At 38.9% G+C, this 22,685-nt stretch carries 25 protein-coding genes and 1 riboswitch; of the genes, 9 read left to right on the top strand and 16 right to left on the bottom strand.

The genetic code is table 11. The features are described 5' to 3' along the window. Positions 1–31 precede the first annotated feature (31 nt). The gene (locus tag HOO54_RS08045; RefSeq protein ID WP_172299431.1) at positions 32–766 is read right to left on the bottom strand and encodes an alpha/beta hydrolase; all 735 of its coding nucleotides are present in this window, start codon (positions 764–766) and stop codon (positions 32–34) included. A gap of 216 nt (positions 767–982) precedes the next feature. On the opposite strand from HOO54_RS08045, the gene HOO54_RS08040 reads away from it, so the two are divergent. Further along, the gene (locus HOO54_RS08040) at positions 983–1,171 is read left to right on the top strand and encodes a YjzD family protein (RefSeq protein ID WP_172294094.1); all 189 of its coding nucleotides are present in this window, start codon (positions 983–985) and stop codon (positions 1,169–1,171) included. A gap of 30 nt (positions 1,172–1,201) precedes the next feature. Here HOO54_RS08040 and HOO54_RS08035 read toward each other — a convergent pair whose 3' ends face one another. Continuing rightward, entirely contained in the window at positions 1,202–1,381 is a 180-nt protein-coding gene (locus HOO54_RS08035; RefSeq protein ID WP_172294092.1) for a YjzC family protein, read from the bottom strand. A 125-nt stretch (positions 1,382–1,506) separates the two neighbouring features. On the opposite strand from HOO54_RS08035, the gene HOO54_RS08030 reads away from it, so the two are divergent. Further along, on the top strand, positions 1,507–2,319 hold the full coding sequence (locus tag HOO54_RS08030; protein ID WP_172294090.1) for an undecaprenyl-diphosphate phosphatase: 813 nt from the start codon (positions 1,507–1,509) through the stop codon (positions 2,317–2,319). A gap of 25 nt (positions 2,320–2,344) precedes the next feature. Here HOO54_RS08030 and argF read toward each other — a convergent pair whose 3' ends face one another. From argF to HOO54_RS07985, 9 genes are all read right to left on the bottom strand, one after another. Then, a complete protein-coding gene (gene argF, locus HOO54_RS08025; RefSeq protein WP_172294088.1) occupies positions 2,345–3,280 on the bottom strand; it encodes an ornithine carbamoyltransferase in 936 nt (311 codons plus the stop codon). After that, on the bottom strand, positions 3,268–6,351 hold the full coding sequence (locus HOO54_RS08020) for a carbamoyl-phosphate synthase (glutamine-hydrolyzing) large subunit (RefSeq protein WP_172294086.1): 3,084 nt from the start codon (positions 6,349–6,351) through the stop codon (positions 3,268–3,270). The genes argF and HOO54_RS08020 overlap by 13 nt, the downstream gene beginning before the upstream one ends. Continuing rightward, positions 6,344–7,405, bottom strand: coding sequence for a carbamoyl phosphate synthase small subunit (locus tag HOO54_RS08015; protein WP_172294084.1), 1,062 nt, complete (start codon positions 7,403–7,405; stop codon positions 6,344–6,346). The genes HOO54_RS08020 and HOO54_RS08015 overlap by 8 nt, the downstream gene beginning before the upstream one ends. Positions 7,406–7,454: 49 nt before the next feature. Beyond that, entirely contained in the window at positions 7,455–8,621 is a 1,167-nt protein-coding gene (locus tag HOO54_RS08010; protein WP_172294082.1) for an acetylornithine transaminase, read from the bottom strand. Next, positions 8,622–9,395: an acetylglutamate kinase gene (gene argB, locus HOO54_RS08005; protein WP_172294080.1), complete on the bottom strand. Its 774-nt coding sequence runs from the start codon at positions 9,393–9,395 to the stop codon at positions 8,622–8,624. Positions 9,396–9,408: 13 nt separating this feature from the next. Beyond that, the gene (gene argJ, locus HOO54_RS08000) at positions 9,409–10,629 is read right to left on the bottom strand and encodes a bifunctional ornithine acetyltransferase/N-acetylglutamate synthase (RefSeq protein ID WP_172294078.1); all 1,221 of its coding nucleotides are present in this window, start codon (positions 10,627–10,629) and stop codon (positions 9,409–9,411) included. Between the two features lie 17 nt (positions 10,630–10,646). Continuing rightward, complete coding sequence (gene argC, locus HOO54_RS07995) at positions 10,647–11,684, bottom strand: N-acetyl-gamma-glutamyl-phosphate reductase (RefSeq protein ID WP_172299429.1); 1,038 nt, start codon at positions 11,682–11,684, stop codon at positions 10,647–10,649. 196 nt (positions 11,685–11,880) lie between these two features. After that, the gene (locus tag HOO54_RS07990) at positions 11,881–12,189 is read right to left on the bottom strand and encodes a metal-sulfur cluster assembly factor (protein ID WP_172294076.1); all 309 of its coding nucleotides are present in this window, start codon (positions 12,187–12,189) and stop codon (positions 11,881–11,883) included. Between the two features lie 62 nt (positions 12,190–12,251). After that, entirely contained in the window at positions 12,252–13,019 is a 768-nt protein-coding gene (locus tag HOO54_RS07985; protein WP_172294074.1) for a prolyl oligopeptidase family serine peptidase, read from the bottom strand. Positions 13,020–13,140: 121 nt separating this feature from the next. Between HOO54_RS07985 and HOO54_RS07980 the strand changes: the two genes are divergently transcribed. The 3 genes from HOO54_RS07980 (at position 13,141) to HOO54_RS07970 (ending at position 14,376) form a co-directional block, all read left to right on the top strand. Continuing rightward, a complete protein-coding gene (locus HOO54_RS07980; protein ID WP_172294072.1) occupies positions 13,141–13,953 on the top strand; it encodes a Cof-type HAD-IIB family hydrolase in 813 nt (270 codons plus the stop codon). Positions 13,954–14,048: 95 nt separating this feature from the next. Next, entirely contained in the window at positions 14,049–14,189 is a 141-nt protein-coding gene (locus tag HOO54_RS07975; RefSeq protein ID WP_172294070.1) for a hypothetical protein, read from the top strand. Between the two features lies 1 nt (position 14,190). Beyond that, a complete protein-coding gene (locus HOO54_RS07970; protein WP_172294068.1) occupies positions 14,191–14,376 on the top strand; it encodes a DUF3813 domain-containing protein in 186 nt (61 codons plus the stop codon). Between the two features lie 36 nt (positions 14,377–14,412). Here HOO54_RS07970 and HOO54_RS07965 read toward each other — a convergent pair whose 3' ends face one another. The 3 genes from HOO54_RS07965 to HOO54_RS07955 form a co-directional block, all read right to left on the bottom strand. After that, a complete protein-coding gene (locus tag HOO54_RS07965; RefSeq protein ID WP_172294066.1) occupies positions 14,413–15,537 on the bottom strand; it encodes a Rap family tetratricopeptide repeat protein in 1,125 nt (374 codons plus the stop codon). Between the two features lie 711 nt (positions 15,538–16,248). Next, positions 16,249–16,692: a BsuPI-related putative proteinase inhibitor gene (locus HOO54_RS07960; RefSeq protein ID WP_172294065.1), complete on the bottom strand. Its 444-nt coding sequence runs from the start codon at positions 16,690–16,692 to the stop codon at positions 16,249–16,251. Positions 16,693–16,703: 11 nt separating this feature from the next. Then, positions 16,704–17,546, bottom strand: coding sequence for a YitT family protein (locus HOO54_RS07955; RefSeq protein WP_172294063.1), 843 nt, complete (start codon positions 17,544–17,546; stop codon positions 16,704–16,706). 194 nt (positions 17,547–17,740) lie between these two features. Here HOO54_RS07955 and HOO54_RS07950 point away from each other — a divergent pair, with 194 nt between their 5' ends. Further along, positions 17,741–18,601, top strand: a complete 861-nt coding sequence (locus HOO54_RS07950) for a DegV family protein (RefSeq protein WP_172299427.1) — start codon at positions 17,741–17,743, stop codon at positions 18,599–18,601. Positions 18,602–18,634: 33 nt separating this feature from the next. On the opposite strand, the gene HOO54_RS07945 is transcribed toward HOO54_RS07950, so the two are convergent. Continuing rightward, entirely contained in the window at positions 18,635–18,820 is a 186-nt protein-coding gene (locus tag HOO54_RS07945; RefSeq protein ID WP_172294061.1) for a spore germination protein, read from the bottom strand. 132 nt (positions 18,821–18,952) lie between these two features. Here HOO54_RS07945 and HOO54_RS07940 point away from each other — a divergent pair, with 132 nt between their 5' ends. Beyond that, on the top strand, positions 18,953–19,075 hold the full coding sequence (locus HOO54_RS07940; RefSeq protein ID WP_172294059.1) for a DUF3941 domain-containing protein: 123 nt from the start codon (positions 18,953–18,955) through the stop codon (positions 19,073–19,075). A gap of 37 nt (positions 19,076–19,112) precedes the next feature. Here the strand turns inward: HOO54_RS07940 and HOO54_RS07935 are convergent, their stop codons facing one another. Next, positions 19,113–19,961: a CvfB family protein gene (locus HOO54_RS07935; protein WP_172294057.1), complete on the bottom strand. Its 849-nt coding sequence runs from the start codon at positions 19,959–19,961 to the stop codon at positions 19,113–19,115. 136 nt (positions 19,962–20,097) lie between these two features. On the opposite strand from HOO54_RS07935, the gene HOO54_RS07930 reads away from it, so the two are divergent. Further along, positions 20,098–20,589: a YajQ family cyclic di-GMP-binding protein gene (locus HOO54_RS07930; RefSeq protein ID WP_172294055.1), complete on the top strand. Its 492-nt coding sequence runs from the start codon at positions 20,098–20,100 to the stop codon at positions 20,587–20,589. Between the two features lie 65 nt (positions 20,590–20,654). Then, positions 20,655–20,756: riboswitch (SAM riboswitch) on the top strand. Between the two features lie 77 nt (positions 20,757–20,833). Further along, on the top strand, positions 20,834–22,666 hold the full coding sequence (locus HOO54_RS07925) for a bifunctional homocysteine S-methyltransferase/methylenetetrahydrofolate reductase (RefSeq protein WP_172294053.1): 1,833 nt from the start codon (positions 20,834–20,836) through the stop codon (positions 22,664–22,666). Positions 22,667–22,685 lie beyond the last annotated feature (19 nt).

Raw genomic sequence — 22,685 nt, 5'->3', positions numbered from 1 at the left:
CATGAAAAATGGGCTGCTATTATTCTATTCTCTATAATACTTTTTCATGCGTTTTGAAAAAATCAATGATTGCTGAAGAAATGCGATCTGACTGATCAAACAAATGCAGCGTTATTTCTACTTGATACTTCCCTCTAAGCTGATGTTCTTGAAATGGTTTCGCATGTCTCGTGTAGGGATATGGTGAACCACTCATTTTTTGCCAAATATAAACAGGTACAAGATTATGATATGGTAAAATAGTTTTAAATGGATAATGAGCAGCTTCTCGTTCAGAAATACCATAGCTTTCCGAAATCTCTTTCATAAATTGTTTATAAAAAAATTTACTTTCTTTTTCGTTAAGGTGATGCGCTTGAAGATCTAGGCAAGGATTGAGCAAGGCAGCTGAACGGATCTGATCCGGAATCAAACGAAGGAGTTCGTCGGCTACAAGTGCACCTATCCCTTCTGCCAATAGATGAATTTTTTCATTTAAAATTTCTTGTCTGAAGACATATTGGATCAGCTGTTTAGCGTATTCAACCGCTTGTTCAGAACCCCAATGCCTCCCAAACAAGTTGCTGTTCACGACAGTATAGCCTTCGTGTTTTAAACAGGCTAAAAGTCGTTTTCTGTCATAATGCTGGAGCCAAAAGCTTGAATCTTCACCAACAAAATGATTTCGATCACCGAAAATAAAGACTACAAAACCATTTGGCTGATATGGAAGGTGAATGACATTCCATTCTGAATCGATTTTAAAAAAACGTTCGGTTATCTTCATCACTTGCCTGCCTCCTTCCTGCCGTAATCTGTACATTATTTTATGTTGAAAACAGAGTAAACGAATAAGGAAAAGTCCCAGTCTTATGATGAAAAGACAATATCAACCGTCTATTCCGGTTATTCCTTCTTTTTGTTCACGAAAACGCCCTTTATCGTTTAATTTATGTGTGTTATGATTAATTTTAGAATTGAATGAAAAGAACGAGGTGGAAACATGCGATTTGTCGTAGGGTTATTTTGGACTTTCCTTTTAACATGTATGGCAACTTATATTGTAGGAGCCATGGGCGGTCATGCCGGGTTGGATCTAACCAAAAGCTCAATCATGAGTGTTGTCATCTTTGTGATGGTTGTTGTTCTTGGAGAAATTATGCCTATGAACAAGGAAAAAAGTCAACACTAAAACCCTGCTCTTGAAGAGACAGGGTTTTTTCTATGGTTTTCTTTTATATGTCCAAAGTCTGTTATGATTGGATGTTTCTGGAAAAAACTCACCTGCAGTCAATCTTATTTGCTGTGGGTTTTTTACCATACTCCCTGTTTCACCAATCTCTACATACACCCCTTTATTAGGCGCTTTTTGACCTGGACGGAATTGATGCTGTTGTCCCATGTAATTTCACCCCTTTTGTTCTAGAATTCCCCGCTTATTAAAGTTTCATGAGAACTGAAACAAATCCGTTGTTTGTTCCGTCTTTTCAGTAGGTGTTAGAAGTCGTATGAAGTGGAGGAAAATAAATGGATTTTTTTATGTTGATCAAGTACATCCTGCTGGGATTGCTTCAAGGATTAACCGAACCAATCCCTGTCTCATCAAGCGGACATTTAGTGCTGGCTCAGCATTTTTTAGGCTTGGAAATAGAAGGCTTTAGCTTTGAACTGCTGGTAAATGCCGGTTCTCTCATTGCTGTTTTACTTGTTTATCAAAAAGACATCATTCGCTTAACAAAAAACGGCTTGTCTTATGCGGTGACAAAAGATCCAAAAGGAAAAGCAGATTTCAGATTTATCATTTATTTAATAATTGCAACGATTCCTGCTGGGGTCATCGGTGTTTTATTAAAAGATGAGATATCGGCTTTTTTTAAAGATGGTGTCCGTGTAACAGCTGTCACACTGCTGATTACCGGGTTAGCTTTGTTTTTGATTCGTAATTTGCGCGGACGAAAACACGATGGTGAAATGCGGTTAAAAGATGCAATGATCATTGGGCTTTCACAAATGATTGCACTCATTCCCGGGATCAGTCGTTCAGGAGCGACGATCGTACCGGCTATGGCACTCGGCCTTAAATCTGAAACAGCATTACGTTTTTCTTTTTTACTGTACATACCAGTCAGTCTCGGTGGAACCATTTTAAGTATCAATGACATATTTCATGATCCACACTTATCTGAACTATTCGTACCTTATTTATTTGCCTTCATCGCCTCAATTACCGCAACATATTTTTCATTACGCTGGTTTATGAATATTATGGCGAAAGGCAATTTAATCTATTTTTCTGTTTACTGCTTCATTGTTGGTGGTGCTGTCTTCATATTTGCTTAAAAAAACCTGCTTTCAGCAGGTTTTTTTATATCAATAACGCTTTTAACAATGCTTTTTGGACATGAAGACGATTTTCAGCCTGCTGAAATACAGCAGAATTCGGACCGTCGATAATCTCTGTTGTTACCTCTTCATTCCTGTGAGCTGGAAGACAATGCAAAAATAAGTAGTCTGGTTTGGCATAAGAAACGAGCGTTTCATTTACTTGATATGGTGAAAAGATATTCAACCGCTCGCTTGCCTCCGCTTCCTGCCCCATACTTGTAAAAACGTCAGAATAGATGACATCAGCGTTTCTCACGGCAGAAACAGGGTCATTTGTGACCTCAATCACTGCGCCCGATTGATCAGCATAGGCATTTGCCATTTTAACAACTTCTTGGTCAGGTTCATATCCTTCAGGTGCAGCTACAATCATCTTACAACCTACCTTCGCACAAGCGATTAACAGCGAGTGTGCTACATTGTTCCCATCACCTACATAAACAACTTTTATTCCTTTTAAACTGCCCTTTATTTCTTGAATGGTGAAAAGATCACTAAGTGCCTGACATGGGTGGAAAAGGTCAGTTAAACCATTGATAACCGGAATATCCGCATATTTTGCCAGCGTTTCGACTTTCTCATGTTCAAAGGTACGAATCATAATGGCATCAACATAACCCGAAAGCACTTTTGCCGTATCGGCAAGTGTTTCCCCTCTGGCAAGCTGCATATCTTGACTGCTTAAAAATAATGCATGACCGCCAAGCTGGGACATCCCTGCTTCAAACGAAATACGAGTTCTTGTTGAAGACTTTTCAAAGATCATGGCCAATGTTTTCCCTGTTAAGATAGGATGGATCTTGTTTTGTTTCATAACAGCTGCTTCCTGAAGCAAATAAAGAAGCTCCTCTTTCATAAAATCTTTTAAACTTAAAAAATCTTTACCTTTTAAATGGACATTTTTTATAACTGACATATGTTCACTTCCTTTTGGTATAAATCATGAAGCGAAATAGGCTCTGTTACACCTAATTCACTGGCAAAAAAAGCTTGGGCTGTCTCTTTTTCAGTGATGACTGACAAACCGTGCATGATCGCTTCAATCCGTTGCTGTTTCGCTTCTTGAGAATCGGTTAAATTGATGTGAAGAATTTTGTCTGTCCGTTTGATCCAGTCTGTAAAATGATCTGTTTCCACAGTAAAACCAGTTTTTTCGGCAAGTGTTTTTAATTCACAGTCTAATGGTTGAAGAAAAATTGAGCCTTTCATTTTCCAAATATCAGCAAAAACCTTTTTCAGTGCACTTTTATAATGGTACGCTACATACATTCCTTCACCTGTTGATTTCATTTGTGGTCCTAGTTTTAAATCAACATCTGGAAGAGCGTGCGTCGAAAAAACCGGGAATTTAATAGCCACTCCATGATGATTTCGCTGCACCGGGTTAAGCTCTTTTAAAGGAAAACCAGCTAAAAGTTTTGTTGCTAGCTCAATCATTGGCACCCCCATCACTTTGCTTACAACCGGAACGGTACGACTTGCTCTTGGATTGACTTCAAGGATGAATAGTTGATGTTGATAAACAATAAATTGAATATTCATGATACCTTTAAAATCAAGGTTGCGGACCATTTTTTCAGCCGCATTTAGGCAAGACCGTTTCAGTTCAGCGGTAATGGTAGGTCCCGGAACAATTGCGTAGCTGTCACCTGAATGAATCCCTGCTTTTTCAATATGTTCGATAAATGTTGGAATATAAATATGCTCGCCATCACTAAGCAGATCGATTTCAAATTCTTTACCATCTATATATTGGTCAATTAGGACAGGATAAGACATTTCAGCCAAGCATGCTGAAAGCTCCTGTTCTGAATGAACGGTGATCATGCCCATTCCACCAATGACATAAGATGGTCTAATCAGTACGGGAAAGCCAATATTCTTTGCTATTTTGAACGCTTCTGTTTTGGATGTCACTGTTTCTCCTTTCGTGTGAGAAAGGCTGAGGTCATCAAGAAATTGATAAAACTGGTCACGATCTTCAAGGATATCCAGAATTTTCGATGTTGTTCCTAAGAGGACGATCCCTGCATTTTCAAGCGCTTCTGCAACATTAATAGCAGATTGACCGCCGAATTGGACAATTGCAAAATCAATATCTTCTGCTTCAGCGACATTTAGAATATGTTCAAGTGTGATCGGTTCAAAATACAAACGGTCCGCCATCTCGTAATCCGTGCTAACCGTTTCTGGATTATTATTTAACATAATCGTCTCATACCCGAGTTTTTTTAGGGTCATTACACTATGAACAGCACTATAGTCGAATTCTACCCCCTGACCAATCCGAATTGGTCCGGAACCAATAATTAAAGCTCGTTTCTTCGTTTTATGCAGAAAATTCGCATCGCTTCCCCCAGCATAAGTCGAATAAAAATAGTTTGTTTTTGCCGCAAACTCTGCAGCACATGTATCAACAATTTTAAAAGAAGCTGTTATTCCTTTTTGTTTACGAAAAGTCCTCACCTCTTCTTCTGTTCGACCGGTAAGCGAAGCAATTGTAAAATCTGTAAAGCCTTTTTCTTTTGCTGATTTCACAAGAGTTGTGGTGAGTACCCCCTCCTGTTGAAGCAATTGATGTTCAAGCTGAATCAAATTTTGAAATATATGCAAAAAATATCGATCAACATTTGTGTTTGCATGGAGATATTCGATTGAAATTCCTCTGTTTAACAGTTCCATGATGACAAAAAAACGCCGATCATCAGGCTCATCCAGTAAATCGCACAATTTATCTAACGCAATATTTTTGAGTTCTGTTAAATGGATCCCGTGCGTTTTTAATTCAAGGGATGCAACTGCTTTTTGTAAAGCGGCTTCCAGATTCCGATCAATGGCCATAACCTCTCCGGTTGCTTTCATTTTTGTACCAAGCTTACGGTCAGCATGTTTAAATTTATCAAACGGCCAGCGCGGAAACTTGACAACAACATAGTCAAGTGCTGGCTCAAAACATGCAAATGTCGAATCAGTTAACGGGTTTTTTAATTGGTCAAGTGTAAAGCCGACAGCAAGTTTGGCAGCCATTTTCGCGATTGGGTAACCAGTTGCCTTTGAAGCAAGAGCTGAAGAACGGCTTACCCTTGGATTCACTTCAATGACATAGTATTTTTTACTGTCTGGATCAAGTGCAAATTGAATATTACAACCGCCGATCACCTCAAGCGCAGAAATAATCTTCAAACTTGCAGTCCTCAGCATTTGATACTCGTTATCTGTTAACGTTTGAGAAGGGGCAACAACAATCGAATCCCCAGTATGAATTCCGACAGGATCAATGTTTTCCATATTGCAAACCGTGATACAATTATTTTTTTTGTCACGCATCACCTCATATTCAATTTCTTTAAAACCAGCAATGCTTTTTTCGACAAGACTTTGTTGTATCGGGCTTGCAAGAAGAGCACTCTCAATTAATGGCAGCAATTCTTGTTTTGTTTTAGCAATTCCGCCCCCTTTTCCTCCTAGTGTATAAGCAGGGCGAACAATAATCGGAAAACCGATGGAATGTGCAAAATCGAGTGCATCTTTTGCATTATCAACGATGACTGAATCAGGTACTGGTTCATTCAATTCTTTCATAAGTGCCCTAAATTTTTCTCTATCCTCGCCTTTCTCAATTGTTTCTATTGAAGTCCCCAACAACTTCACTTGATATTTTTTTAAGATACCGGCTTTTTCAAGTGCTACAGCTAAGTTTAGTGCCGTTTGCCCGCCCAAATTAGCAAGTAATCCATCAGGTTTTTCTCGCTTAATAATTCGGGTAAGGCTTTCAACTGTCAGCGGTTCAAAATAAATCTCATCTGCAAATGATTCATCTGTCATAATGGTTGCCGGATTATTGTTGACAAGAATGATTCGATAACCTTCACTTTTTAAAGCCATACACCCTTGAGTTCCTGAATAGTCAAATTCTGCAGCCTGCCCGATCATGATTGGTCCTGAACCGATCACTAAAATGCTTTTTATGCTATCGTTTTTAGACATGGACAATTTCTCCTCTTGCTTTATTTAACTCACGCAAATATTCATCGAATATCCACTCACTTTCAGCTGGACCCGGGTGGGCTTCCGGATGAAACTGAACAGATATGATTGGCAATCTTTTATGCATAAGCCCTTCAACTGAACCATCATTTTGATGACGAAAGCGAGTTTTATATATGTTGTGATCGAGTGTACGCTCATCTACGACATAGCTATGATTTTGACTGGTCATGAAAACACGTCCTGTTTCAATATCTTTCACCGGATGGTTTGCACCTCGATGTCCAAATGGCAGTTTATAAGTATTTCCCCCAAAAGTGAGTGCTATCAATTGGTGTCCGAGACAAATACCAAGTGTCGGGTAGGAACTGATGATGCTCCTTAACATATCCAAGTATGGTGTGAGTGTTTTTGGATCACCTGGCCCATTTGACAAAACGATTCCATCAGGGACCAGTTTTGAGATATCACTCATCATGTGATATGGAACAACGGTTACTCGGCAATCTCGTTTTGTGAAGGCTGAAACAATTGATTTTTTATAGCCAAAGTCAATGAGAACAATATGTGTTCTGCCTGTTCCAAATGTAGCATTTGCATTCCCAGTGACTTGGGCAGGAAAATTCTCAACACGGTCACCTAAAGGGCAATTGATTGCCTTATTGGTAATGGAGGCAAAGAGTGTCCCTTTTGCTCTAATATGTTTGACGACTGCTCTAGTATCAACATGAGTCAGCAAGGGAATATCCCAATTTGTTAAGTAATCTCGTAAACTTTTACTCGCCTGATAATGTGAAAACCGATCACATGCTTCATAGACGACTACTCCTTGCACTTGTGGTTGTTTGCTTTCAAAATCGCTTTCATTAATACCATAGTTTCCAATCAAGGGATACGTAAAAACGATAATTTGTCCTTTGTATGATGGATCTGTCAGCACCTCCTGATAACCAGTCATTCCTGTAAAAAATACGACTTCACCGGTACAATTCAAGGATTGGTCCAATTCACCATTGAAAGATGTTCCATCTTCGAGAACTAAATACCCTTCCATTCTATGACCACCTTCTATGAATAAATATCTATAATATTGTATTTTTATACTATTTGAGTGAAAAAAAATAATGGATGCTCTCTTTCTCAAAAACATGGTTTAGCTTTTCAACAGCTACCATCAGTTCGTCAGGAGCGACATTTAATGGCGGCAACATTCTGATCACTTTTGAACCAGCCGAAAGGACGAGCAACCCTTCACTTTGCAACTCTTCAATCACTGGTTGAACAGGTACTGTACATTCAATTCCAATCAGCAGCCCTTCTCCCCTGATTTCTTTTGTAAGCGGGTATTGAAGGAGCGTTTTCAGTTCCTTCTGAAAAAAATCACCGTTTGCTTTTACGGCTTCTAGAAAGCTTTTTTGAAAAATCGTTTCCAAGGTTGCATTTGCGGCAGTCATCGCCAGCATATTTCCGCCAAATGTCGTTCCATGTGAACCTAGTGAAAAGGATTGTGCAAGGTCTTTTTTTGCGATGATTGCCCCAACAGGAAATCCGCTTCCGAGCCCTTTAGCAACAGTGATAATGTCTGGCGAAAGTCCTTGATGTTGATAACTAAAAGCTTTTCCTGTCCGACCGATACCAGTCTGAACTTCATCAACAATAAGCAATGCCCGTTTTTTCTTGCAAAAAGCTGCTACTTCTTGTAAAAATGCTTGACTTGCCGGAATGACACCTCCTTCTCCTTGTATCGTCTCAAGCATCACAGCTGCAATATCATCATCCATGAATTGATCTAACTCCCCTAGGCTATTAAATGAAACGTGATGAAAGCCTGGCAGCATTGGACCGAACCCCGCTTTAAGCTTTTCCTGTCCGGTTGCTGCCATTGCTGCATATGTCCTGCCATGAAAGGATTTTTCAAATGTAATGATTGCCGTTTTTTGCGTATGTTTGCGCGCTAACTTAATTGCAGCTTCATTGGCTTCTGTTCCACTATTACAAAAAAACACAAGATCTCCTGCACTATGTTGGACAAGCTGCTCTGCAACCTTTTCCTGCAGATCATTCTGAAATAGGTTTGAGACATGCCACACACGATCAAGCTGCTTTTTAAGAGGTGCTGTGACAATATCAGGACAGTGTCCCAAATTACAAGCTGCGATTCCTTGAATAAAATCAAGATAGCTTTTACCATGTTCATCTTTGACAAGTGTGCCTTTTGCTTGCTTAATTTGGATATTCTTTCGGTTATAGGTTTCAAATAAATAACTCATCTATACACCTTCTAATTGTCGTTTGATTTTTGTTCCCATAAACATGTTTTTTGTAAGAAAAGGCTCTTTTCCACTAATAATCATGACTTCATTGATGTCATTTGAAAGTGCTGCTATGGCGGCACGTACTTTTGGGATCATCCCTCCAGAAACAACACCATTGGCAATTAAGAGCTCTAAATCTTCAGGAGTAGTGGAAGAAAGAAGCTTTCCATCTTGCAAGACTCCTTTCACATCTGTGACAAATAGTAATTGATCAGCATGTAAAGCACCGGCAACTGCTGATGCTACTAAATCTGCATTCACATTGAGTTTCTCGCCAGTCTCTGTTAGTGATATTGGTGCGATAACGGGAATAAATCCATTATCCAGCGCAATGTCGATGATTTCACTGTTTACTTTTTTCACTCGACCGACTTGACCATATTCTTTTTCATTTAAATAATCAGCAAGAAGCAACCGACCATCTACCCCAGAAATGCCAACAGCATCCAGTTCGTGTTTTATCAGCTCTGAAACAATAAACTTATTAATTGAACCTGTGAGCACCATTTCGGTCACTTCTAAAACAGCATTTGTTGTTTTTCGCTGCCCTTGGCTAAATTCTGTTTCAATGTTTAGCCTGCTGAGCATACTGGAAATCTCAGGACCTCCGCCATGAACGATCACAATCTTCCATCTTTGTTCAATCAATTCCCTTAAACTAGTAAAAAAACTGACAGAGAGTTGACGTATCACGCTTCCGCCGCATTTAAAAACGATTATTTTTTTCATTCCCTTCCCCTTTTTATGTGCGATAACTCGCATTAATTTTGACGTATTCATACGTTAAATCACAACCCCAAGCTACACCTGTTCCATGACCTTCATACATTTGTACCAAAATTTTGACTTCACTATTCTCTAAGTAGTTTTTAGCCAGTGCTTCGGAAAATGGCTGTGGTTGACTGTTTTTAAAGAGGCATTGTCCTCCAAGATGAATTTCAACTTTATCAGCTGTAACAGACGCTGTGCTGTCACCGATTGCTGCAATGATTCGCCCCCAGTTAGCATCAGATCCATTCACTGCTGTTTTCACCAGATTAGAACCAACAATTTTTTTAGCTATCATTTGAGCTTCAAGATTGCTTTTTGCCCCTTTCACTTCGGCCTCGATTAAGGTTGTCGCTCCTTCTCCATCTCTTGCGATTTGTTTGGCAAGGTCTGCACAAACAAACTGTAAACCTTTTTTGAAAACCGACCAGTTTTCGTGTTTTTCATCAAGACAGTCATTTCCAGCACAACCATTTGCCATCACTAGCACCATATCATTTGTTGATGTGTCGCCATCAACAGTAATTTGATTAAAAGAAACATCTGTTATTTCTCTTAAAACTCTTAGTAGTGCACCTTCTTCTATACAAGCATCTGTCGTAATAAACCCTAGCATTGTTGCCATATTCGGATGAATCATCCCTGATCCTTTCGCTGCTCCGCCAATTGTCACAGTTTGATCATCGATCATCAGTTGATAGCAGGTACGTTTTGTAACAGTATCAGTTGTCAAAATAGCTTTTTCAAAATCGTTATGATTAGGCTCTATTTGCTCTAGAAGGCTGATTCCCTGATGAATTTTCTCCATATTAAGATATTGACCAATCACACCTGTTGAAGACACAGCGACTAGTTCAGACTCGACCCCAAGCATGTCAGCCAGTTTTTGACGCGTTTCGTAAGCATCAAGAAGTCCTTGTTCTCCGGTACATGCATTGGCATTTGCACTGTTCACAATCACCGCTTGCAAATAGCTATCTTTTTTAAGGCTGTTTTGGGTGACTTTAATTGGTGCAGCTTGAAAATGACTTTGTGTATATACCGCCGCACTGACTGCCGGCACTGAACTAAAAATCATTCCTAAATCCTTTTTCGAATAGCGCAGTCCGCAGTGAACACCTTTAGCAGAAAAACCTTTTGGTGATGCAACACTTCCGTCAATTTTTGTCATACTTTTTTGACTTACTTGAAACATGCTACTTCTCTCCTGTCTTATGGATAAATTGGCGCAAAATCAAGGCCTGCCGTTTCACTCCAACTGTTCATGATATTAAAATTTTGAATAGCTTGCCCAGCGGCTCCTTTCATTAAGTTATCAATCACAGATACGACGGTCACTCTGTTCGTCCGTTCATCCGCACTAATTCCAATATCGCAAAAATTACTGCCATACACTTCCTTTGTCTCTGGAAATTGCCCGACTTCTCTCACCCTGATAAAATAGGAATTTTGGTAAAAGTCAGAAAAAACAGCTTGTAATTCGTTTGTTTTCATGCTTGTTTTAAGTTCCGTATAAATGGTTGCCATAATTCCTCTTGTCATTGGCACTAAATGTGCACTAAAGGTGACCGGTTGGAAAATCGGGTTCCAGTACCTGATGGTTTGCTCGATTTCAGGTAGATGTTGATGTTCATTGACCTTGTATATTTTTAAATTTTCATTGACCTCAGAAAAATGTGTGCCGATGGAAGCTTTTCTTCCGGCTCCTGAAACTCCTGTCTTTGCATCAATAATGAGAAAAGATTCATTGATCAATCCATGTTTTATGAGCGGCGCTAAACCGAGAAGCGTTGCGGTCGGGAAACATCCGGGATTGGCTATGTATTTTGCAACTTTGATTTCTTCATGATTCAATTCTGATAAACCGTAGACAGCCTTTTCAAGAGCGGATTGTGGGGGTGCGGCATGATGATACCAGCTCTCATAAACAGCTGCATCCTTCATTCTCAAGTCACCCGATAAATCAATCACAGGTATGTCATAAGGCTCAAACTCAGCAATTAATTTGCTGCATACCCCTGAAGGTGCTGCCATAAATAAAAAGTCAATGTCAGCTACTATTTGTGCTGTTTCAATCGGTTCAAGTGTTTGCTTTGTTAGCTTCACAAAATGCGGATACTGTTTACAGTAGGTTGTTCCTTGATGCCGAGATGAATAAAGTATACATTCGTCTACATAGGGATGCCGTTTCATAATTCTCATGATTTCTGCTCCACCGTAGCCAGTAGCTCCGATAATACCTACTTTCAAATCCATTCACCTTCTTCTGTACCGAGAAATTATTTAACATTATAACATGAATAAAAATTAATTCAATTGTATATTTAATTATTTTTTCCCGAAAATGAAGCTGGGTCGTTTTAGAGTATATGAGTCCTTTTTCTTAAAGATTCAAATTGAAGCCATTAAAAAAGAGCCTGATCAAATGAGATCAGACTCCTTACCATTACCGAATACCAAGTGCAATTTTTGCATATCTAGACATTTTATCCTTCGTCCAAGGCGGATTCCAGACAATATGGACTTCCGTTTCTTTTACTTCTGGAATATCTGCTAGCGCTTTTTTCACTTCATCAACAATAACCGGCGCAAGCGGACACCCCATCGATGTCAAAGTCATCGTAACATCTGTTTTGCCGTTTTCATCCATATCAACCTCATATACAAGTCCAAGGTTGACAATATCAACACCGAGTTCTGGGTCAATGACCTGTTCTAGCGCACCCATCAAGTTTTCTTTTAAGGCTTCATCCATATACCATCCCTCCTTTTCATTAGTATAACTTACATCATGTCAATTCTAAACGATTAGGTTGTTCACAAGTGTGATGCAAACCACATCACTGTTCGTAAAAGCCCTTCTCTTGACACTTTATGATCTGCATGTTTATCGGCAATAAACTGCAGAAGCTCAGGTTTTTCATAATCATGGTGAATGATTGATTCATAAAAGCGGTAGGTTGGTGCGAATGGGACAGATTGATCTTTTTTTCCGTGCCAAAAAAGCAGTGGTCTTTGCTTCAATTTTTCCGGTTGAAGTGTGAGATCAAATCGTTTCAATTTTTCACGTTGCTGTTCGATTTGTGCTTCAGAGATCGGAAGCTTGATTTGTTTTTCACGAATGGTTGACAGCTGCATATCGAAGAACTCCAGATAAGCAGGGGTACCCATCAGACTTACCGCAACTTTTATCCAGTCATATTGTGTTAACGCACCAAGGGTCACAATTCCACCCAATGAGGTTCCAGCCATACCAATACGACCATTTTCAATCAAATTTTCTTGCTCAAAATGGTCTTTCAACATTTCCAGTTCTTGTATTTCATTGATAACCATCTCCCAAAACTTAGCAGCCAGTTCCTCCTGAGTCAGCTGTTCAGCCCTTTCTCCATGATAAGCAACTTCAGGCAAAATCACCCGCATTCCTTTTTCAGCAAGCATGTATGCGTAATGGAGGTTATGCTCTTTTGCACTTGTAAATCCGTGAATAAAAAAAACAAGAGGGAGAGCTTTATCTTTTTTTTCCTCCTTTACAATATGTAAAAAAGGGATGTTTGAGATTTTTTGTTTATCGATCACTATCACGTTCATTCTCTCCTTTTAGGGTATCCATTATCATCAGTTTAACATGTAGACAATAAAGAAGGTAAAAAGATACACTATAAATGAGAACATTTAAAAAAATTACCGGATTAAAGGAGCCATTATGGAGACAAAACCATATTTAATCGCATTGGATTTAGACGGTACATTATTAAAAGATGACAAGACCATTTCTAAGAACGCTCAAAAAGTAATTGGACAGCTCAAGGAAAACGGGCACCATGTCTGTATCTCTACAGGCAGACCGTACAGAGCAAGTTCGATGTACTATGATCAGCTGCAACTGAACACACCGATCGTTAATTTTAATGGAGCATTTGTTCATCACCCGAAAAACGAGAACTGGGGGAGATTTCACACTTCACTTGACCTTGGCGTTGTCAAACAGATTGTCGAAGTGAGTGAATCATACAATGTCCACAATATCCTTGCGGAAGTCACAGATGACGTCTATTTTCATTACCATGACGAAAAATTGATTGACATCTTTACAATGGGCAGCCCCAATATTACAGTTGGTGATTTAAGAAAAAACCTTGGTGCTAATGTCACAAGTGTTTTGATCCATGCCAAAGAAGAAGATGTCCCATCAATCCGCACTTATTTATCAGATGTTCATGCAGAAGTGGTCGATCATAGACGCTGGGCTGCTCCATGGCATGTCATTGAATTGATTAGAAGCGGTATTAATAAAGCAATTGGATTAGAAAAAGTAGCCAACTACTATAACGTGCCAAAGGAGCGAATTATCGCTTTTGGAGATGAAGATAACGATCTCGAAATGCTTGAGTTCGCTGGCTGTGGTGTGGCAATGGGTAACGGGATTGAAGGAGTAAAACAAATTGCCGACCATGTGACAACATCGAATGAACAAGACGGCATCGCTGTCTTTTTGAAGGATTATTTCTCATTATAATTTTATTTTGCCATTCATAATACAAAATGAAAGATGCCAAACTATATGTGATGATCTTTTAGATCGTCAAGCTCATGTTGAAGGGGGCAAATAAGATGGGTAAACGAAGCAAGTCAAAAAGGTTTATTCAGCAAGGCAAAGATTCCATTAAACAGCATGCCGAAAGGTTCCCTTACCGTTCAACATTAGAAGAGGCCGAACAGCGTACCGGTCCGACAGAATGCGGAGGGTTGTAACATGAGAAACGAATTGTTTCAAATGGCGAAACATGCCGTTCATGAAGCTGTAACAGCTGATGAAGGCAGTCGGAAAAGAGCGATCGAAAGGGCACAAAATGCACTTTCTTCAGCCTATGCCAATTCCACTGACCCAGAACGGCAACAACTTCATGCCCTCCAGGATCAGCTTGAGCGGCTGTCCTAAAAAAATCGAGGTGGGGGTTAATACCCCGCCTTTGAATTAAATTCTTTTTTGAATTTTCCTTCTTGCTTCAATTACTTTACGATAAAATTCTAGTGAATCACTGAGCATATCTTTTTCTTGTAAATATTCAGCTACAACAACCCCATATTCCTCCATATCCGCATACATTCCTGTTGTATTTAGCATGTTAAAAGTTTCCTTAAGTAAGTCTACATTAAATGATATATACAACCCATAAATTAAGTTGAGCTTTGTAAGATACTCACAATCTCCCAGCTTTTCAGCTACAGTTTTACATTCAAAGTACAAGTCTTCCGCATCAGCCTTCTTTCCTTGTCTTGCTTTTATATACGAGAGATTGAAAAGTGCTTTTGGCAAATAACTAGACTGATCGGTTTTATAAAGTTCTACCGCCTTTGTGATGTGATTTTCGGCTTTGTTGAGTTGTTCAAGCTGATTGTAACATAGCCCAATGTTTAAATGTGACGAACCGATTAAATGATCTACCTTCAGTTCTTTAGCATTCGTAAGAGCTTGGTTATTGTGTTGCAATGCTTTTTCAGGTTGAAATTTATCCAGCCAGTTACAAGCAATCATAAATTGGCACTGCACACGACGTTGACCATATGTAGGATAATCTAAATAAATATGATAAGCATGATTTGCATAATACATAGAAAGATAAGTTTGTTTTATATAATAGTATGTTTCAGACAATTTGAAATAAAATTCAGCTTTTTCGACCTCTTCACAGTCTAACGATTCAAGCTGTGCTTCAGCGTTTTTATAATAATGTATAGCATGCACTATTTCTTTTTGTCTAAAATGATACATTCCTGAAAAAAAATGATAATAGTATTCAAGCATCCCATTCAGGTTTTTCCCGCCTTTTGTTTTTCTCTTGATCTCTTGATAATCCTCAGCTATCTCCATATTTCTCGCAGAATCCGGGCAAAGGTAATCAAGCATCAGTTTATGACGAAATTCTAGTAGAGAATAGTATATAAGGGCGTCTTGATTTTCTTCCATCATCTGAATTTCCAGCTTCACTTGATCTTTCATATCTTCAGCGATTTTTAGCCAATCATTTTTTAAAGCGACATACCAATGGTTCATCTTTGTAGCAACTAGATCATACGGTATTACAGTTTCTTTTTCCAAGTTTCCAAAGCCTCCATTCTTATTTGATAATATGTGGTTTTAAGTGAATATCAATTCTTGTTTACAGACTTTAATCATTTGTTTGAATATTTTCCCGAAAAATTCTTCTCTTTCCAAAACCCCTCATCATCATATCCTATAATTTGGTTTACAAACAATAAAATACAGCATTTGTTTAGCTAAATTTAATGTTGTAATACATCATTTTCATTACCTTTTTTTAAATAAATATATAAAACATTCCTAGATAAAAGACTGTTAATATGTCGCAAAATCTGAAGAAAAAACAAGTTTGAAGATAAGTCCCATACATTGATCGAACCGAAGGATTAAAAGACTATTTTACATTTGGTTTATATTCAATCTTTAAATAAATCTAACCCTAAAAGAGCTTTTTTATTTTATCGCAGGTTTACTTATTTGTTTATTTTAAACGACTGAATGATGTTCTTTTTGGGGGATTCTGATCCACGGGCTTCTCGAATTAATGACTCCTTCTTATTAGAATCATGATGTCCTCCTGAATATTGTTTTCAATTCATATAAGTGCCACAGACAATAGCACGGTCTAAAACAAGGAAAACCACCACTCGATTTCCTTTTTTCGTATGTTGCCATACCACGTCTACTGTCCCCGATTATTAAGGACTTTCTGTACACAAGCGCATATAAAAAACTGCCGAGAGTCTCTCTCGACAGTTTTTAAACCGATTATTTCACGGTAAAGGTTTTTCTTTCTTGAAGGGTAGAAAGTTCCGCTCTTCCCAAGAATGTTACGTTTACACTGTATTTGCCTGGGCCGGGCACTGACGTCCATACATCTTTAAAATCATATGATTCACCAGGTTTTAAGTTCATAGTTTCCAGAACTTGTGTAAACATTTTTCCTTCTGAATAGCGATACACTTCATTGCCTTTCTCATCAACTACTGTCAGTTCAAATTTTTGACCGCTGTTAAAGTGAAATTCAACCGTTTTATCCGTATTGTTCTTAACCGACATATTAAATTCAACTTTCCCCTGTTTTTGTACAGGCTCTACAGATAATACGACACCTTTACTCATTTCCCCTGTTACCTCCTTGTCAGGATGATTCTCCCCAATTTGATTGCATCCTCCGACAAATAGCAGCATGATCAACGCAATTCGTCTCATAAATCCCCCCTTTAGTCTTTGCGGAAAAACCCTAAGACTGCAGTTGTTTGAACAACATTGGTAAACGCGTGCGGATCAACCTCTTGAATAATTTTTTCTAAATCATATAATTCATATCTTGTGATCACGATTACCATCATCTCTTTTTGTTCATTGGTAAATGCGCCTTTTGCCGGAACAGTCGTAATTCCTCTGACCATTTTTCCGTAAATCGCTTCCTTAATCTCATCCGCTTTCTTTGTGACAATCATCACGGTCAGTTTAGCGTGACGGGTGTGAATGGCATCGATAACCCTTGTTGTCACATAAAGTGTCACAAGTGTATACAATGCTTTTTCCCAGCCATTCATTAATCCTGCTGTTAAAATGATCGCTCCGTTTAACATAAAGAAGTAGGTGCCAACCGGCTTATCTTTCCACTTTGCTAAAATCATCGCAATGATATCGAGACCACCTGTTGAAGCCCCGTATTTTAGTGTCAGACCGACACCAATTGCAGAAATAACACCGCCAAAAACAGCATTTAGCAAAATGTCGTTTGACAATCGTACTTCAGGCACCATTCCCAGGAAGATCGTTGTGAGCGCAACACTTAAAATACTGTAAACTGTAAATGAACGGCCGACCTTCATCCAGCCCAAAATACCGACGGGAATATTTAAGAGAAACAAAAGTGTTCCCGTTGAAAAATAAATTGGACTGTATTGATCTAATGCGCTTGACAAAAGCTGTGCTACACCCGTAAAGCCACTTGCGTAAACATCAGCAGGAATGAGAAATAAATTTAAACCGATGGCATTTAGTAAGGCGCCAATGATGACAATAAACAATTTTTTTGCTTCCGCTATGACCATTTTTGAGTTCCTCCGCTTAATCTATATATATTTGGTTTACCCTATAAACATTATTTTGAAAACGTCAAAATCAAATAATATGATATAGTTGTTCTAAAGTCGTCACAAATCCGATACCCATCCATCACAAAACTCTGTGATGGTGAATGGATATGTATTGGAAAATTCATCTTTTTACGAAAGAAGGGGTTCACATGACTGTTCACCTTTTGGCTGACAGTGCGGCAGATTTGCCTAAACAGTTTTATGATCAGCATCATATTTCTTTCATTCCTTTGCGGGTATTTCTCGACGAAACAGAATATGAAGACCTTGTGTCAATCAAGCCTCATGACGTTTATGAAGCAATGCGCAACGGAAAAGTACCTAAAACCTCACAGCCATCTTTACAAACTTTTAAAGATGTCTTTAGCAAACTTGCGGAAAAAGATGCTCCTGCATTATATATCGCTTTTTCTTCAGAGCTTTCCGGTACATACCAGACAGCTGTGATGGCGGCAAACGAAATCAAAGAAGAGTTTCCAGACTTTGATCTTCGGATCATTGATTCAAAGTGTGCTTCATTAGGTTACGGACTTGCGGTAAAATATGCGCTTCAACTTAATACTGACGGCAATACAATACAAGAAATTGAAGCGTCTGTAAAGGATTTTTGCAAATCTCTTGAACATATTTTTACCGTAAATGACTTGGATTATTTGGCAAGAGGCGGCAGAATAAGTAAAACATCTGCTTTTGTCGGAGGACTTTTAAATATTAAGCCTCTTTTGCACGTTGAAGACGGTAAATTAATTCCATTGGAAAAAATTAGAGGGAAAAAGAAGCTAAGCAGACGAATGATTGAACTCATGAGGGAAAGAGGTCTTGATTTAAGCAATCAGACAATCGGTATTAGCCACGGAGATGACATCGAAACAGCTGAGGAATTTAAAATGCTGATTGAAGCTGAATTCCATCCGAAGGAAATCATCATCAACATGATCGGTTCGGCCATTGGCGCTCATTCTGGACCAGGGACATTGGCGATCTTCTTTCCTGGGAATAAAAAAAGCTGAGCCTGCTTGTTATAAGCAGGCCCATTATCACGTTTATTCAGTGATCATTGGAGAAATCCCATCACCTAAAAGATTTTCAACTGTATAACCAGTATTACTCCCTCCTGATCCTTCTACCGTTTTTGATACCATGATTGGAGTAATTTGATATGCCCCGCCAAAATTAACAATTCCTCCGTCCGCAACATTCTCAATACAAATAGAACAACAATGTTTCATATCATGCCTCCTTTTTTCAGGTCATAGTTATACTTATGCTCTTTTTTTAAGAAATCTTAAACTTAGCGGTAAAAACATAGCTTACATAGGAAGCGCTAGAATGGACAATCTAAAAGGAGGAGGTTATGTGTCATGAAAGATAATGATAAAAAACCAGTTGACAACAATGCTGTCAATCAGCAAAAAAACCGGCTTGCTGAAAAAAACAGACAAGCCGGTAAACACCAGAACTCAAAAAAACCGCATCATTTATAAAACAAATGGCGGCGTCATCAATGTGACGCCGTCACGTCTATTTTTTCTCGTATGTCCAGCCGTCTTTCTGATAAATTCGCTCTTGTTTCATGAGACGGCCGAGCGCTCTTTTAAATGCCGCTTTGCTCATACTAAAACGCTCATTAATATCATCTGGATCACTTTTATCCCAATATGGCATTGCACCATTTCTCGATTTGATATATGCCAAGATTTCTTCAGCATCAACTGACATGGCATCTTGCTTTCTCGGGAGAAGCGATAAATTGACAGAGCCGTCTTCTTTTACTTGAATGACCCTTGCCGTCACCCTCTCTCCTAGTCGAGGTTCTTGTTTTCTTTCCGATGGATGAATAAACCCTCTAATGCCACTATCAGAAATAACAAAAGAGCCTGAAGCGGTCAAACGATAAACGGTTCCAGACAGCTCTTTATTCATCAGATCAGGTGTCGCTTCGCTAAACAGTTCGCTGATTTTATCTTCTGGAGCCGGTTTAGCAAACATTCTTCCATGACTTGTGATCTTCAACATACAATATAGCCTGTCACCTCTTTGCGGCCAAACCGATTCATATGGTGGAAGATGTTCTGTAGCGACTAAGGCATCTTTTGAAAGTCCGACATTTACGAAAACGCCCATATCACTTACGGCATCCACAACATCGACCCATCCATATTCATCAGCACTAATTAGGGGTTCTTTCATCGTTGCAGCCAGACGCCCTTCATGATCCGCATATAAAAAGACAGTGACTTCTTCCATGTCTTCAATATCTTCAGTTATTTCACTGCGATGCAGAAGGACGTTTTTTTCTCCATCAGTTAAAAAATATCCATAATCCACTTTATGATCTATTTCTAATGTTAATTGCTGTCCCGGTCTCATACTTACTCTTCCTTTCTTATTTCCATTACTCTAATTATATCCATATGATAGTTAGACAAAACGACTCATGATTTGAAGTTTCATCTTATTCTACTATAATTAACTCATAAGATAAAAGGATGGAGGTTTTTTTAGGATGGCCAAAGAAAGTTCATTTGATATCGTATCAAAAATTGAAATACCCGAAGTGCAAAATGCAATTCAAACTGCTCTAAAAGAAATTGGGACCCGCTACGATTTTAAAGGATCAAAAAGCAGCATTTCCCTTGACGGGGAAGAACTTGTACTCATATCTGATGACGAATTTAAAATGAATCAATTAAAAGACGTTCTCATCAGCAAGCTGATTAAGCGAGGTGTTCCAACAAAAAACATTGACTATTCTAAACTGGAAAATGCTTCAGGGGGAACAGTCAGACAACGGGGGAAACTTGTTCAAGGAATCGATAAAGAAAACGCCAAAAAAATCAATACACTGATCAAAAAATCTGGACTTAAAGTGAAATCTCAAGTCCAGGATGATCAAATCCGTGTAACCGGAAAAAATAAAGATGATCTTCAGCAAATCATCGTTATGGTGAAGGAAATCGATCTCCCCATTGATGTTCAATTTATAAATTTTCGATAAATTCAAAATTTACTGTTGATTATTGTTTTATTTTTCGGTAAATTGAATAAAAGCAACCAAATAAGTTCTTATCAAGAGAGGCAGAGGGACTGGCCCAGTGAAGCCTCAGCAACCGGTGTATGACCAAGGTGCTAAATCCAGCAAGCGTGATGCTTGAAAGATGAGAAGACAGACCAGATACTAAAAAGTCTTCTTCCTTTAGAAGACTTTTTTTATTTTTCATGAACATGAAGGGGGATTTCATATGGGAATATTAGAAGATCTAAAAAACAGAATTTTAATAGCTGACGGTGCGATGGGAACACTTCTGTATTCTTATGGAATTGATCGCTGTTTTGAGGAATTGAATATTTCAAAACCTGATGAAGTACAGCGTATCCATCAAGCCTATGTGCAGGCAGGTGCTGATATCATTCAAACCAATACATATGGTGCTAACTTTATTAAGCTGTCCAGATACGGTCTTGAAGATGAGGCAAAACAAATCAATGAAAAAGCGGTTCGCCTCGCCCGTGCTGCCGCTGGATCTCGCTATGTTCTTGGAACAATTGGCGGCATTCGCACCTTTAATAAAAACGCTTATTCTTTGCATGACATTAAAAGAAGTTTTCGCGAACAGCTTTATCTTCTTCTAAATGAAGAACCAGACGGACTTCTTTTGGAAACCTATTATGATTTGGAAGAAGCCCGTGAAGTATTAAAAATCGCCAGAAAGGAGACTGCACTGCCAATCATTCTCAATGTATCGATGCATGAAGAAGGTGTTCTTCAAGACGGAACCCCGCTCAGTGAAGGCTTGACGCTGTTGGCCAATCTTGGAGCAGATGTTGTCGGTATCAATTGCCGCCTCGGGCCTTATCATATGATTCATGCACTTGAAGAAGTGCCTCTTTTAAAAGATACTTATCTTTCCGTCTACCCAAACAGCAGTCTCCCATCACTTGTCGAGGGACGGCTCGTTTATGAAACAGATGACGAATACTTTAGAAACAGCGCAATCGAATTCCGCAATCAAGGGGCCCGAGTCATTGGCGGTTGCTGTGGAACAACACCAAATCATATTAGGGCTATGGCTGAAGCAGTCAAAGGACTTCTGCCGCTAACTGAGAAACAGGTAAAAATCAGAAAACAGGCAGTTGCCCCTATAGAACATCATCGGACAGAGCCTCCTTTAAATGAACTTGCAAATGAAAAACGCTCGATTATCGTTGAATTGGATCCTCCTAAACAACTAAACTTTCAGAAATTTCTGGATGCAGCCCAACAATTAAAGTTAGCCGGAATTGATGCTTTAACATTGGCAGACAATTCACTGGCAACACCACGAATTAGCAATGTTGCCTGCGGTACCCTTTTAAAACAGGAGCTTGATATAAGGTCTCTGATTCACATCACTTGCAGAGACAGAAACCTAATCGGTCTTCAGTCCCATTTAATGGGTCTTGATACACTCGGACTTTGTGATGTATTAGCTATAACCGGAGATCCTTCAAAAATCGGTGACTTTCCAGGAGCTACGTCTGTTTATGACCTCACTTCATTTGATCTGATCAGTCTAATTAAACAGTTTAATGAAGGTTTGTCTTATTCAGGAAAGCCCCTTGGTAAAAAAACAAATTTTTCTGTTGCCGCTGCTTTTAATCCGAATGTCAGGCACCTTGATAAAGCAGTCAAGCGGATTGAGAAAAAAGTGAATTGCGGAGCTGATTATTTTATTTCTCAACCCGTCTACTCAGAGCAACAGCTCATCAACATTCATAACGAAACAAAACATCTTGATACACCGATCTACATCGGTGTCATGCCGTTAACAAGCAGTAGAAATGCCGAATTTATCCACCATGAAATCCCCGGTATCAAACTATCAGACACCATTCGTGAAAAAATGGCACTCGCTGGCAGTGATAAACAAAAACAGACGGAAGAAGGGCTCGCTATTGCCCGTTCTCTGCTTGATACCGCCTGTGACCTGTTTAATGGGATCTATCTGATCACACCGTTTTTAAGATCTGATTTGACTGCGAATTTAACCCATTATATCCAGGAAAAAGAGACGAAATTTTCAATAAACGGCTGATCCCTAACTTGATAAGAAA

It is taken from the genome of Bacillus sp. WMMC1349, assembly GCF_013155385.1.
Lineage (GTDB): Bacteria > Bacillota > Bacilli > Bacillales > Bacillaceae > Bacillus.
Note: the sequence above shows the minus strand (reverse complement) of the source record. Positions and strands in the feature narration are given on the sequence as shown.